The following is a 13,652-nucleotide window of genomic DNA, read 5'->3' on the forward strand; positions in this document are numbered from 1 at the left end:
GGGCCACTCATCGGGCCGCCGCCGGGCAGTCGTTGACGTTGAAGGCGAGGAGCGGCTGGTCGGTCCGCTGATCCGTGATCATGAAGCTTCCCAGCTCCGCCGGGGTGTCCAGGATACCCTTCGGCTCCGCTTTACCGATCGGCTGAAGGATCTCGTTGCCGTCGAGCGCCAACTGGAGCGTCTGGTCCGTGTCGTTGATGATCCTGACCGTGCTGCCCGAGCATAATGTCGGGGTGTTCGGATCGGCGTTGAGCATTTCCCAGCTTGGCGGATTGGCGAGGAGTGCTGTCGAAATCTTGAAGATTTTCGCTGCAGGGATCGCCACGGTCTTGACAGGTGCCGGATCGGCCTCAGGGACAGGCGCTGGCGCCGTGACATTCGCGACCGACTGGCGCTGCTCCTCGATGGTGTAGCCGCGCGTCAGGAAATAGATGCCCACCAAGACGATCGCGACGAGCAGGAGGCCGAAGAACCAGCGGATGAATAACCGGATACCACGGGTTTGCCGTTTCGCTTCCGAGTAGCTCTGGGAGTGCAAATGTGCGTAGCTCCCATCGGCATCGCGCATAAGCGCTGACTTTTGCTGCTCGAACTCTATCTCCGTAAGGGCACCGGCGGCCCTCAATCGTGCGAGGCGCTCAAGCGCGTCGATATTATTGGTCATCGGCTGATCTCCCTTCCGAGGGATTCAGCTAAAACGGCGAGATATTGTGGCTGACACTCATATATAGAGCGTTGCGGTGTTCGACCGGTCATCAACGTCACCCCCCATGTCCTTCGGGGCGACGGCCGTCGGCCGGATGTTCGAAACCCGCTGAAGCAACGAGCGCATGCGCCTTTACCGGCAAGCCGGTTGGACATGCGCGCATGCCACCCGGCCTCCAGAAACTGGGGACCGAGTTGCTTCAAGAGGGGTTTCGACGCCCCACTCCCGAGTAATGCGGGAGCAAGGGCGTTCTATAGGATCGCGTTGCAAGATGGCAAGTTGGCAAGTACCAGCATCGAGACCTGGAGATTTTGTCCCGAACCCAAGAAATTTACGAAAAAGCCGGAGATTATCCGGGGGTCGCACCCTAAACACGTAGCCGCTTTTGATACTCGATGCCCCTATGGTTTGGGCCTGATACGGAATGATTATCGGCTGTGATCAGCAGGAAGCTGAGCTTCGTGAGGGACAGGGCTATCGGCACCGCCGTGCGTTGACGGAAGCCGTCGGAGCGAAAGCCGCCCCGCGGCACCGTCCAAACCGCCTGCTCGCTCAGACTGATGTTACGGAGATCATATTCACCCGATGGTGGCGCGGCCTAAGCCTTACTGACGCGATCGGTACCTATATTCGCGAGGGCCAAGGCTGAACTCACGCCGGAAGGCCTTGCTGAAATGGCTCATGTCGTTGAAGCCCCAGCGTAGGGCGATCTCGGTGACGCTGCGGCGGGCCAGCGCGGGCGCATCCAGATCGCGGCGGCACATTTCCAGACGCCGCTTGCGGATCCAGTTGGATACGCTCACCCCGGTGCCCGCGAAAATCTTGTGCAGATAACGAATGTTGATGCCGTTCTCGGCCGCGATCGTAGCGATATCGAGATCGGAATCCTGTAGCTTCGCCTCGATATAGGATTTCAGCCGGGTAAGCTGGCGCTCGCGCGGGGTGATCATCCGGTCGGCGTCGAGCGAGCTCAGCGTCATGGCGAGCAGATCGAGGGTGACGTTGAGAATGGTGTTTGCCGCCGCGTCATCGAACGTATCGAGATGCAGTTCGACCGAGGACAGGTGATCGATGAAGAAGGACAGCAGACCATGGCTGCGGTCGAAAGGCACCCCGACGAATTCCTCGGCGAAGGGAAAGACCGAGAGGACCCGGTCACGCGGAAATATGAAATAGAGCTGCCGGAAATGCGATGGCAGGTCGAGCACCATCGGCTGGGCGCTGTCGGTGATCGTGAACATGCCGGGGCTCAGTTCGACACTGCGGTCCCCGATCTCCAGTTCGCCGCTGCCGATCGCGGTATAGATGATCGACAGGTCGCGCCGTGCGGTGCGCCGCGCCGCGGACCGGTCATGCAGACAGCGGACGCCGCCCTCGCCGCTGAACGCCACCACCCGGGCGTCGAATACCGACCGGAACCGGCTGATTCCCGCGCTTCCCGGAAGCATAGGCCGGTCGACGCGCCATTCGTGCATCGTATGGGCGGAGATGGTCTCATCCCAATTGCCACGGGACGAGTCTGGGCCAAACCGCTGTGACGTCCACATGCGACTGCCGATCGGACCATTTTCTTCCAGGGTGCAGGACCCCTGTAGCGCACTTGCCACGAACCCTCTCCCGTCTTTGACGGATCTAGTCCGATCCTATGCTTCCATGGGCCGTTTCACAATTGCCCGAGCTGCCCGCGATGCGGCGGGGCCCCATGCGGGCAGCACCTTCATCTCGGACGCGCGGATGGGGCTAGGCGGCCTGCTGTTGCCCGGTGCGTCCTGCTGCGATCTGTTCCTCGATCCAGCGCGAATCCATTACCTGGGTCGGTCGCTTCTGTTCATCAATGAACATGATCGGCCCATGGGTGATGAACAGCATCTCGGTGTCGACCGGAAAGACGGTCTGTTCGTGCAGCGAGCCATAGGGTTCGTAACCCGAATCTCCCGCCGGTGCCATCTGGTCGCGATAATTGAGCGCGCCGCTCAGGATCAGATAGTCGGCGCCGGCCAGATGAAGGTGCGGCGCGAAGGTCGCTCCCGCCTTGCCGCGGAAGATCACCGAAAATCCGCCGGTCGACGGGTCGGTGCTGATCACCTCCATTTCCACGCCCTCGGACGCAAATGGGATGATATCCCTGAATATCGGCTTTTCGGCCTTAGTAACGTGCATTTCGTTGCCGGCACGGGACTTCATGATCACCCTCCTTGGTTATATGCTGACGATAATATCGTTGCTGCGCTCATTCTTGGGCGCGTGACCGCAAAAGCTGGTCACAGAGCGCCCTCTACTTGTGGCAGCGCGCCCTCGATCCGCTCCGCCAGGCTGGTAAGAAAAGCGCCGCTGGGCGCCCCATCGATGACGCGATGATCGGTCGTCAGCGACAAGGCGAGTTCGGGGCGGCTGGCGACACCGCCATCCTCACCCAGATGAAGCGCGGGCGTGATCCGCCCGATCCCCAATATCGCCACCTGGCCGCCGTTCAGGATCGGCGTGAAATGATCGACTCTCGTCGTCCCGATATTGCTGATCGTGAATGTGCCGAAGCTCATCTCGGAGAGCGTCAGTTTGTTCGCCCTTGCCCTGGCGACCAGAGCGCGCCGCAGCTCGACGATCTCGGGCAGCTTCATCCCGCGCAGATCGGGCATGGCGGGCGCGACGAGGCTGTCGTCCAATGCGACCGCGACCGAGACGCAGATCTCGTCATAGATATGCACGGCGTCGGCGGTGGAGACCGCGTTGAAGCGCGGATATTCCAGCAAGGTATCGCGCACGGCGGTCAGCAGGAGGTCCTCATAACCTGCCGGCACCCCCGCTTGTTTCCAGGCGGCGCGTGTCGCGACCAGCGCGGTCGCGTCGACCCGGGTGGTGAAGGAAAGCTGGGCGGTGGACGCCAGACTGTCCATCATCTTTCGGGCGATCATCCGCCGTATGCCGCCGATGGGCATGACGAGAGAAGGCTGTGCCGTCATTCGGCCACGATGACGCCAAGCAGATCGCCGACCGCGACGATATCTTCGACCGATGCGCGTTGTTGCAGCACACCCGATGCCGGAGCGGGAACCTCGAAGGTCACCTTGGTGACCATCAATTCGCAGACGACATCGTCGGCGTCGACATGATCGCCCTCGTCGACCAGCCAGTTGGCGACGACGATCTCGGTCTCTTCATCGGCGATGCCGTCCGGAACCCGTATTTCAGTGCTGCTCATCGGACATGATCTCCATGACGGTTTCGACGATCTTCCCCGCTGAGGGCAGTGCGGCCTGCTCCAGCACGCGCGCGAAAGGGGGCGGCATATCGGGATAAGCGATGCGGGCCGGGGGGCTGCGCAGGTCGCGGAAGGCGCGTTCGCTGACCCGTGCGACGATCTCGCCGGCGACACCGCAATTCGCATAATCCTCGTCGATCACGACCAGCCGGCCCGTCCGCCTTACCGATTTGAGGATCGTGTCGATATCGAGCGGCACGATCGAGCGGATATCGATCACCTCGGCGCTGACGCCCTGCTGCGCGAGCGCATCGGCGGCATCGATGGCGAGATGGACCGTCGAGGCCCAGCCCACCAGGGTGACGTCCGTGCCGTGGCGCACGACCGCTGCCTCGCCGATCGGGATCGTGTAGAGATCCTCGGGCACATGGACGATGGTGCGCTTGACGGTACCGAGCCAGCCTATGCCCTGAAGACCCTTGTGGCACATGAAGATCACCGGGTTGGGATCCCGGATCGCCGAGACCATCAGCCCCTTGGCGTCATAGGCGTTGGACGGCGAGACGACTTTCATGCCCGGCATGTGCGCGAAGGTGGCGTACAGGCATTGCGAATGCTGTCCGGCGTCCGAATAGCCGCCGCCCACCGATGTGGTGAGCACCATCGGGCAGGTGACGGCGCCGCCGGAAAAATAGGATTGCTTGGCGGCGAGGTTGTAGATCGCATCGAAGCAGACGCCGAGGAAGTCGACGAACATCAGCTCGACGATCGGCTTCTGCCCGACCGCGGCCGCACCGACGGCGGCGCCGATGAAGGCAGTTTCGGAAATCGGCGTGTCGCGAATGCGTTCGGCACCGAACTCGTCGAGCAGGCCGGTCGTCATCCCGAACACGCCGTTAAAGGCGCCGATGTCTTCGCCCATCACGAAGACCGATGGATCGCGCCGCATTTCTTGCGCCGTCGCCTCGGTGATCGCTTTCGCGATGCTGATTTTGCGTTGCTTGGCCACCTTCGGCGGCGCCAGCAGCACGGATGTCGCGGTCATAGATCCTCACTTTCGGCGAATACGGTGGCAAGCGCGCCGGCCAGGACCGGGTCCGGGCTGTTGCGCGAATGGGTGATGGCGTCGTCGACGCGCTGGCGTCCGGCTCCCTCGATCGATGCGACCAGCGCCTCATCTGCGACACCTGTGTCGATCAGCATCGCGCGGAAGCGCGGAAGCTCGTCCTTGGCGAACAGGGCTTCCTTCTCGCCCTCCGGACGATAGGCCTCCACGTCGCCCATGAAGTGGCCTTCGAGCCGGTAGGTTTCGATCTCGATCAGTGTGGGGCCTTCGCCCCGCCGAGCCCGGGCGATCGCCTCACCGGCCGCAGCGTGCACCGCAAGCGTGTCGTTGTTCGGAATGAAAACGCCTGGAATGCCGTAGCCCGCGGCGCGAACATCGTTGCGCGGCACGGCGGTGGAAGCGCTCTTCGGGACGGAGACGCCCCAGGCATTGTCCTCGATGATGCAGACGAACGGCAGTTTCCACACCGCGGCAAGATTCATCGCCTCATGCCAGGCGCCCTGATTGACCGCGGCCTCGCCGACATAGGCGACCGCGACATGCGGCTCTCCGCGCATCTTGAACGCCAGCGCCGCGCCGACCGCCGGCCCCATGCCCTGGGCGATGATGCCCGAACAGGTGAAGTTTACCGCCGGATCGAACAGGTGCATATGCCCGGCCTGTCCGGCGGAAAGGCCGGTCGACTTGCCGAGAATTTCCGCTGTCATCGCAGGCAGATCCACGCCCTTGGCGATGGCGACATGATGCGGACGGTGTCCTGCCGACACGAAATCCTCGGGGCCGAGATGAGCGCAGACCCCTACCGCGCACGGCTCCTGCCCGTTGGACAGGTGCATCTCTCCCGGCAAGGGGCCGTTCGCCATGTTGAACAGCGGGGTCTTGCCTTCGAGATAGATGTCCCGGATGCGCTCCTCATAATAGCGGGACATCGCCATCCGGTCATACATCCAGAGGAGGGTGTCGTTGCGTGCGGTCATCGAAGATCCTCAGAAGCGGGCGGTCAGGGTGACGCCATAGGTTCGCGGTGCCGCCTGGCGCTGGGCATCGCCGAGCCCGGCCTGCTCGGACCGTCCGACATAATAGGTGGCGTCGGTAAGGTTCTTGGCCCAGAGCTGGGCATCGAAACGCCCGCCCGGAAGCGTCCAGGTGATGGATCCGTTGACGAGCCAATAGCTCGGCTGGGTCAGGCGATTGTCGGCGTAGAAGAAATAGCCGTCATTATAGGCGGCGTTCATCGCGACCCGGAACTCGCCGACCGAGGTGTCGATCCCATAGTCACCGCCGATGTTCGCGGTGAGCTTGGGGGTGGCGATCGTGCGATTGCCCCTGGCGTCTATGGTGAGCGGGTTGCCCGAAGCATCGGTGGACTCGCCGTTCGGCCCGATGAACAGGGCGTTGGGATAGCTGCGATATTTGCCGTCGAGCAGCGCGATGCTGGCGTCGAGGTTGAGCTTGCTGACCGGACGCGTCTGGATGGTCGCCTCCAGCCCCTTGATCCGCGCGCGGGCCGCGTTGAGGGTGACGATGCCGCCGAGCTGCGGGATCGTCACCTGGATGTCCTTATAGTCGTATCGGAACAGCGCGAGGTTGAAGCGCAGCCGGCGATCGAACCATTCGGTCTTGAAGCCGGCCTCATAGGCATCGAGCACTTCGGGCCTGAACGGCGCTGTGTTCGGCGCGAGCAGGTTGAAGCCACCGCTCTTGAAGCCCCGATTATAGGAAATATAGGCCAGTGCGTCGGCGTTGAAATGATGGTCCAGCGCGGCCCGCCAGGTCAGCTTGCGGAAGCTCTGACGGTCGTTCGGCAGCGGGATGACCGCGCCGCCGACCGCGAAGCTGTCGACGATCAGCTTCTGGCGTTCATAGGTGTAGCGCAGGCCGCCGGTCAGGTTGGTGTCAGGAAATATTTCCGTGCTGGCCTGGCCGAAACCCGCGAAGGACCGGGTCTTCTGCCGGTCGGCGATCAGCACGACGCCATAGTTGACGTCGGCGGGCGTGTAGGCGGCGACTGCGTCGAAGAAGAAGCCACCCAGCACCCATTTGAATGGCGCGGACGAAGCGCCATGCAGCTGAACCTCCTGGCTCCAGTTATGCGCCTTTGAGGGCAGGCTCAGATCGGCGATCACGGCGGGCGTGTCGTCCTGATCGAGCAGGTAGCGCACGTTCGACCAGCGATAGCTGGTGATGCTGACCAGTTTGAGATCGCCGATCGCCTGCTCGACCTGCAGCGAGCCGCCGCCGGTGTTGAGACGCTCCAGATCGCGCAATCCGGTCAGCGCATTATATTCGCCCGCATAGGTTGAGGCACCATCGGCCCCGGTCACGCCCTTGGCCAGCTGATAGGAATAGCGCGAGAGCGCGTGCGAATAGTCCAACGCGAGATGGATTGTGGTCGCGTCGCTGGGTATGAATTTCAGCTTGCTGCGCACCGCGTAATTGCCGTCGGCCATGATGCCGTTGTCGCGGCCGGTAAACAGGTTGCGGCCCCAGCCTTTGCCCTGGTCGGCATAGTTGGCGGCGAGATCGGCGCTGACCGTTTCGCTGAGCGGGCCGCCCAGATAGGCCGATGCGCTCAGCGCCTGATAATTGGCGTAGCCGAGGCTGGCTTCGGCGCGGAGCTGATCCGAAGGTTCGCGCGTGATAATGTGCACCACGCCGCCCGTGGTGTTCCGGCCGAACAGCGTGCCTTGCGGCCCCTTCAGCACCTCGATCCGCTCGATATTATTGAAGGTGAAGAGATTGGCCTCGGGCGAGGCATAATAGACATTGTCGACATATACCGCGACAGTCTGCTCGCTTGCCGGCCCGAACAGGTTGGTGCCGACGCCGCGCACGAAGATATTCCCCTCATTGGCGGTGCGGTTGATGACAAGGCCCGGAATCGCGGCCTGGATCGACGCGGTGTCGTTGATGCCCTTCGCACCCGCCTGCGCGGCGCTGATCGCGCCGATCGAGATCGGGACGTCCTGCATCCGTTCGACCCGCTTCTGGGCGGTGACGACGATTTCCTCGATCCCGCCCTCTTGTGCGGCCTGGCTGTCCTGAGCGAAGCTCGGCGTTGCGCCGGCCATGCCCAGGATCAGGGCGATGCGCGATGCGCCGATGATGATCCTGTTCATATCCATCCCCTTCATTTTTTTCTGATCCTCCCTTTCTAGCGTGGCTGGGGGGAAGGTCTTGGTCAGGAGCGCCCTGTCGCTGGTCCAAATCATCCGGCTCGCGGGAGCGCCGGTTGGCGATGGAAATGAAGCGGGCGGACCGATCGGATCGGCCCGCCCGTCACCGCCTTCACGCGGGGAACATGGTCTTTGTCAGAAGTGAACCGACAGGCTTCCACCATAGGTGCGTGGCGGTGCGGCGCGCTGCACATCGGTCAGGCCCGCCTGCTCGGACCGATTGAGATAATAGGTCTCGTTGAGCAGATTGCGCGCATAGAGCTTGAAGCTGTAGCGTGCGTCCGCCGAGGTCCAGCTGATCGACGGGTTGAGCAGGGTATAGGACGGCTGCTTGAGCCGGTTGTCCGAGTAGAAATAATAGCCGTCATTATAGGACAGCGCGATGGCGGGGACGATCTCGCCGAAGCGCGTCTCGAGGTGATATTCGGCGCCGAGCGAGGCGGTGATCGGCGCCGCGCCCAGCAAGCGGTTGCCCTTGGCATCGCCACTCGTCAGCACGCCACCGGCGGAAATGAACGGAGCGTTCGGGTAGCGGAGATATTTGGTGCTCAGATAGGTCGCGCCACCGCTGAGGATGAATGCGGGCGTGACATGCGCCTCGAAATCGAACTCGGCACCGATCACCCGCGCCTTCGGACCGTTGGTGACAACTGTGCCGCCCGCGCGCGGGATTGCCGCCTGGATGTCGCGATAATTATAATAGAAGGCGGCGCTGTTCAGCCGCAGGCGGCGATCGAACAATTGGGTCTTCAATCCGCCTTCAAAGGCGTCGAGCGTTTCGGGGCGGAAGCCCGCGCCCGCCGGATCGGCAAGATTATAACCGCCGCTCTTGAAGCCACGGTTGAACGAGACATAGCCGAGAACATTGCTGCTGAACTTGTGGTCGATCGAAATCCGGAATGTCATCTTCTTGAAGCTCTGGTCCTGCGACGGCAATGGGATCGAGGTTCCAAAAACGCTGAAATCATTGGTGACCAGCGTCTGTTTCTCATAGGTGTAGCGCAGGCCGCCGGTGATCTTGGTATCGGGGAAAAGCTCATAGGAAGCCTGCGCGAAGCCGGCGAACGACCGGGTCCGCTGGAAGGCGTCGATCGCGATACGGCCAATAGGCGTGGAAACCGCGATCGGCTCGAAGCCCGCATGCGAGAAATAATAGAAGCCGCCGAGCTGCCAGGTCAGCGGACCCGGCGTCTTGCTCTGCAATTGCACTTCCTGGCTGAAGGTGCGGGTGAGGCTGATCACCAGATCGTCGCTGGCGACAAGCGGCGTCGCATCCTGATCGATCACATAGAAGCTGCGGTTCTTGCGATATGCCGAGATGCTGACAAGATCGACGTCACCCAACGCCTGGGTGATCGTCGCCGATGCGCCCCGCGCCTTTTGGCGGATATAGTCGGTGAACAGCATGTTCGCGCCATAACGGCCGGGATAGGTGCTCACCCCATCGACGCCGATGATGCCTTTCGGGATCTGATGCGAGTCGGTGTTGGTCGAGCGGGAAAGGTCGCCCTGGAGGACGATCTTCGTGCCATCCGCCGGGCGCCACAATGCCTTTGAACGTATTGCATAATCGTGGCGCGCCTGGAGGCCGGTCTTTTCGCCATTGGCGATGTTGCGTCCATAGCCGCCGCCTTGGTTCGCATAGGTCGCGGCGACGTCCACCGCCAGCGTGTCGGTCAATCCGCCCGTGGCGTAGAGCGACGCATTGACCATCGCGTAATTGCCATAGCCGATCGACATGTCGAGCGCGGGTTGTGCGGACGGATCCTTGGTGATGATCTGGACGACCCCACCGGTCGTGTTGCGGCCGAAGAGCGTACCCTGCGGCCCTTTCAGGACCTCGACCCGCTCGATATTGTTGAACGAGAAATTCGCGCCCTCGGGTGAGGCATGATAGACGCCATCCACATAGAGCGCGACGGTCTGCTCGGCGTTAGGGCCATAGAGATTGGTGCCGATCCCGCGCACATAGATATTAGCGTCGTTGGCGATGCGGTTGAATACGAGACCAGGTACGGAGACCGTCAGTCCTGAAGGTCCGGAAACACCTTGCGCGGCCAACCGATCCGATGTCACCGCCGCAACCGCGATTGGCACATCCTGCAAACGCTCGCCACGCCTTTGTGCCGTTACGATAACGTCTGTGACGGCGGCGTTGTCCGAAACATTCTCCGGAGTGCTCAGTGGATTCGAAACCGGCACTCTGATTTGATCAGTGGATAAGGGTTGCGCAAACGCCGGCGTTGTTGACGCGAGCATTGTACTGCCAATCAGGGCTGTCGCGCGAAATCTGGAAGCATTCATAACTATTCCTCCCCATTTTGATATTTTGCTTTTTTTTAAGCGAATAGGGGGAGGCTGCTTGGTTGAGAGCGCCCACTTAATGGTCTAGGAGGATTTCCTTGTCCGGTTTGCGCCTCAATACCAGACGTTCCGCTACGTCGCGCTAGTCCCTGAAAGCTGCCGCTCGTTCATTTTCGCGATAGCCGGACGAGGAATGACCGACATCGGAACGAAGCTGTCTTCACACACGGTCTTCCAACTTCGGCCCCTATCAGCGCAGGCATTCGCTAGATATGCCCAGAGTCAGCGAAGAAGTGCTTTTGCAACGTGAACCGCTCGGTCTGGACGTTGATATTGCATCGCCAGGAGTTAGCTCAACCTTGGGAGGGCACTCCCCCTATGCTCTTGCGTGCCTTTGTAGTGAATTGCTTTGTCAACCACGCCCCTGCCCGTGACGGATCTCCCATGCCCTGAGTAGACCCGAGTGCGCCCGTCCGATCAGTTCGTCATAAGGTAGCCTCCACAGCGAATCCGGAAGATCAGTCCCCCAACGACCATCATCGGAAAAGATCTCGAGATCATACCAGCCATCGAATCCGCCGCGATTCAGGGCCCCCAGCAACGCAGGTATGTCCATGATCCCGTCACCGGGAAGCAGGCGATCGGCCGCACATCGGGGCGGTTCACGCCAGTCGTTATACTGGACGCCGAAGATGCGGGACGCGAACCGCTCCGTGTCGACGACAATGTCGGTCTCGTCCCAAAGGTGATAAAAGTCGTAGAGAAGGCCGATGCCCGGTTCGCCCACCTCGTCTAAGAAGTCCACCGCGTCGGGTAGCGAACGGAGGAACGAGAAATCGATGCCCTCGTTGCGATTTGTCTCGAGCGCCAGGCGGGTTCCCAGGCTGACAGCCAGCCGGGTCGCCTCGCGCATGGCTTCCACGGCGATCCTGCGCGCGTCGGCCGCAGCGTAGCCGGCGCTCGATCCGGTTATCACCGCGATGCAATCCGGCTCGAATGGCGCAAGCCGCCTTATGCTCGCCAGCATGGCTTCAAGGCGGAGGTCGGTATCAGCCGGCCCCGGGTAGATGTAATCGGGCAGCAGCGGAAGCGGAGCGATGGCGGCGGGGATGCAGATGGTAGCCGCAAGCCCGCTGGCTTTGAGCGATGCGAGTTGTGCGGCTTCATCGCCGTCGCGCAGCTTGAATTCGGATATGGCGACGCCCGTCGCCCCCGAAGCCTTGATGAGGTCGAGATCTTGCTCGAAGCTCGTGTCCGGGAGTGACAGCTCGCAGACGGACAGGCGCGGACTTACCGACATGATATAACCTTTCAAAACCGGGCGCCGAAGCAGCTTAAAGCGTCCCCGGCCGCTGCCCATATGTTCCCCGCGCTAATCAATTTGTCTCCTTGGGAGGAATGATCGGCATCGTGATCGCCGCGGCGGAGTCGCCGCCGGTGAACAACGTTGTGGTGCCCCCGAAGATGTCCACCGGACGGTCGACGGGATCGTCGTGAGTCATCACGGATACGCCGCGCAGCGGGACCCCATAAACCTCTGGCCAGGGCTCCGGCAGATCATGATGGTAATCCACCCCCGATACCGTCAGCGCCACGCTGAACCCCTTGGGAACCACGATGCTCGTGGGCCAGATCTCGATAGCGAGTTCATATTCCTTGCCGGGCTCCAAAGGCTCGGCGCAGTCGTGGGGGTGGAATGGGCGATAAGGCAGGCTCCGCTCCGCGTCGAGCTTGCGGTGCGACGCGCGCAACCAGCCGAGCGACAGCGGGCAGTTCGGATCGGTGGCCCCGACGAACAGCACCTCTTTCCGGTCCCCATCGTAGAGTCGCAAGGCGAGGAAGATGTCGGCATCTGTGGTGGTCGACGATACGAACAGCTTGGTCGCTAGCGGCCCGGTGATCTCCGTGTCCTGTTCGAACGGCTCGGACCAGAATGTGACACTTTCGGACAAGGCATGGAAACTGGCCGATGCCTTGGTTTCCGGAACGGTTCTGGAGAGCCTGCCCGTCGCGGCGTCGAGATAGAAGTCGGTCCACCGGGTGCGCGCAATCGGCCACTCCGCCTCCGCCCGTTCGACGAAGCCGTCAACGTGCCTGACTTGCAGCAGCACGGGCGGTCGCTTGTCCCAGCCATTGTCCTCGTCCTTCAGGAAATGATCGAAAAATTGTCGCTGAAGGGCGACCCCATAGTCGGTGTAGAACTCGGTCCAGTGCTCCCGTCCGTGCAGTTCGAGCCATTTTTGGCCGGAGCCTGCGCCGAGAAACCCTTCCACGTTGCCGCGCAGGTGCATGCCCTGGCCGCCCCAGTTGCCGCACGACAGGAGGGGCACTGTGATCTTGGAGAGGTCTGCCGATCTTGCCTTTGTATATTCGTTCACGAACACGGCATCCCGCACCATCGCGCCAATATCCACGCGCCGGGCCGCGAGCTCCTCGTCAGACAGATCAATGTCGCCGGCGATGCCGTCCCCGGTCATCCGGCCGATCGGTGCACGCGATCCAAGCCCATTTTGCACATGAACAACCTGGACCGGATACCAACGTTGCAGGAAGGTGGACAGGATGCCGCCGTGGCGGATCCCATCGCGGTAAAAGTCCGCTGCCCCTTCGAACGGGCAGATCGCGGCGAGATGCGGCGGCTGCATCGCCGCAACCGTCCACTGGTTCATCGCGTAGTACGACACCCCCGACAGCCCGACCCGCCCGGTGCACCAGGACTGTTCAGCGGCCCATTCCACACAATCGTAGAAATCTCGACTCTCGTCGGTAGACCAGGGATCGATTGTCCCCGGCGATTGGCCCGCCCCGCGCGAGTCGACACGGACGAGCGCATAGCCGAGCGGCACCCAGCGCTCCGGATCAGGGGTTTCCCAAACGGCGAACTCGGTCGTCGTTCCGCGTGCAACCTCCGGATATTGCCCGATCAGGCTTTGCCATTGCGCCGGATAACCATCTTGGAAAGCAAGACCCTTGCCATAAGGACCATAGCTCAGCAGCACCGGATAGCGGCCCCCATCCACCGGGCGGAAGACGTCCGCGCGCAGCACCGTGCCGTCCCGGACGACGATCGGGACGTTCCACGACACGGAAAGTCCGTTTCTGATCTCACTGCTCTCGTTCACGCTGGCTTCCCCAGTAGGTTTACATCGAGGCGATGGGGCTGGTCCCCCCGCGACGGTTGATTGTCATTGGCCGCCCGGT

11 protein-coding genes are annotated in these 13,652 nt (G+C 62.0%); all 11 read right to left on the minus strand.

The window, feature by feature from the left end; translation table 11 throughout:
* Positions 1-7: 7 nt before the first annotated feature.
* The gene (locus ASE00_RS12925) at positions 8-664 is read right to left on the minus strand and encodes an SHOCT domain-containing protein (protein ID WP_056380837.1); all 657 of its coding nucleotides are present in this window, start codon (positions 662-664) and stop codon (positions 8-10) included.
* Between the two features lie 647 nt (positions 665-1,311).
* Positions 1,312-2,181 carry a helix-turn-helix domain-containing protein gene (locus ASE00_RS12930; RefSeq protein WP_056380840.1) on the minus strand — a complete coding sequence of 290 codons (870 nt, stop codon included), beginning with the start codon at positions 2,179-2,181 and terminating at the stop codon, positions 1,312-1,314.
* A gap of 265 nt (positions 2,182-2,446) precedes the next feature.
* A complete protein-coding gene (locus ASE00_RS12935; RefSeq protein ID WP_156405412.1) occupies positions 2,447-2,890 on the minus strand; it encodes a cupin domain-containing protein in 444 nt (147 codons plus the stop codon).
* A 77-nt stretch (positions 2,891-2,967) separates the two neighbouring features.
* Complete coding sequence (locus ASE00_RS12940) at positions 2,968-3,666, minus strand: 2-oxo acid dehydrogenase subunit E2 (RefSeq protein ID WP_082594658.1); 699 nt, start codon at positions 3,664-3,666, stop codon at positions 2,968-2,970.
* Positions 3,663-3,905, minus strand: coding sequence for a biotin/lipoyl-containing protein (locus ASE00_RS12945; protein ID WP_056380846.1), 243 nt, complete (start codon positions 3,903-3,905; stop codon positions 3,663-3,665). Before ASE00_RS12945 ends, ASE00_RS12940 begins: the two co-directional genes overlap by 4 nt.
* Positions 3,892-4,950: an alpha-ketoacid dehydrogenase subunit beta gene (locus tag ASE00_RS12950; RefSeq protein ID WP_056380848.1), complete on the minus strand. Its 1,059-nt coding sequence runs from the start codon at positions 4,948-4,950 to the stop codon at positions 3,892-3,894. Before ASE00_RS12950 ends, ASE00_RS12945 begins: the two co-directional genes overlap by 14 nt.
* Entirely contained in the window at positions 4,947-5,948 is a 1,002-nt protein-coding gene (locus ASE00_RS12955; RefSeq protein ID WP_056380849.1) for a thiamine pyrophosphate-dependent dehydrogenase E1 component subunit alpha, read from the minus strand. Before ASE00_RS12955 ends, ASE00_RS12950 begins: the two co-directional genes overlap by 4 nt.
* A gap of 9 nt (positions 5,949-5,957) precedes the next feature.
* On the minus strand, positions 5,958-8,090 hold the full coding sequence (locus tag ASE00_RS12960; protein WP_162256452.1) for a TonB-dependent receptor: 2,133 nt from the start codon (positions 8,088-8,090) through the stop codon (positions 5,958-5,960).
* A gap of 192 nt (positions 8,091-8,282) precedes the next feature.
* Positions 8,283-10,244: a TonB-dependent receptor gene (locus ASE00_RS12965; RefSeq protein WP_200957923.1), complete on the minus strand. Its 1,962-nt coding sequence runs from the start codon at positions 10,242-10,244 to the stop codon at positions 8,283-8,285.
* 619 nt (positions 10,245-10,863) lie between these two features.
* Complete coding sequence (locus ASE00_RS12970) at positions 10,864-11,811, minus strand: sugar phosphate isomerase/epimerase family protein (RefSeq protein ID WP_056380855.1); 948 nt, start codon at positions 11,809-11,811, stop codon at positions 10,864-10,866.
* Positions 11,812-11,827: 16 nt separating this feature from the next.
* Positions 11,828-13,573 (minus strand): CocE/NonD family hydrolase, encoded by a 1,746-nt coding sequence (locus tag ASE00_RS12975; RefSeq protein WP_056380857.1) that lies wholly within the window; start codon positions 13,571-13,573, stop codon positions 11,828-11,830.
* Positions 13,574-13,652 lie beyond the last annotated feature (79 nt).

It is taken from the genome of Sphingomonas sp. Root710, from assembly GCF_001429065.1.
In the GTDB taxonomy this organism is placed as follows: domain Bacteria; phylum Pseudomonadota; class Alphaproteobacteria; order Sphingomonadales; family Sphingomonadaceae; genus Rhizorhabdus.

Bases quoted from the DNA above. Each gene is read 5' to 3' on its own strand.
- ASE00_RS12925 (WP_056380837.1), bottom strand. From the start codon at position 664: ATGACCAATAATATCGACGCGCTTGAGCGCCTCGCACGATTGAGGGCC.
- ASE00_RS12930 (WP_056380840.1), bottom strand. From the start codon at position 2,181: ATGCACGAATGGCGCGTCGACCGGCCTATGCTTCCGGGAAGCGCGGGA.
- ASE00_RS12935 (WP_156405412.1), bottom strand. From the start codon at position 2,890: ATGAAGTCCCGTGCCGGCAACGAAATGCACGTTACTAAGGCCGAAAAG.
- ASE00_RS12940 (WP_082594658.1), bottom strand. From the start codon at position 3,666: ATGACGGCACAGCCTTCTCTCGTCATGCCCATCGGCGGCATACGGCGG.
- ASE00_RS12945 (WP_056380846.1), bottom strand. From the start codon at position 3,905: ATGAGCAGCACTGAAATACGGGTTCCGGACGGCATCGCCGATGAAGAG.
- ASE00_RS12950 (WP_056380848.1), bottom strand. From the start codon at position 4,950: ATGACCGCGACATCCGTGCTGCTGGCGCCGCCGAAGGTGGCCAAGCAA.
- ASE00_RS12955 (WP_056380849.1), bottom strand. From the start codon at position 5,948: ATGACCGCACGCAACGACACCCTCCTCTGGATGTATGACCGGATGGCG.
- ASE00_RS12960 (WP_162256452.1), bottom strand. From the start codon at position 8,090: ATGAACAGGATCATCATCGGCGCATCGCGCATCGCCCTGATCCTGGGC.
- ASE00_RS12970 (WP_056380855.1), bottom strand. From the start codon at position 11,811: ATGGGCAGCGGCCGGGGACGCTTTAAGCTGCTTCGGCGCCCGGTTTTG.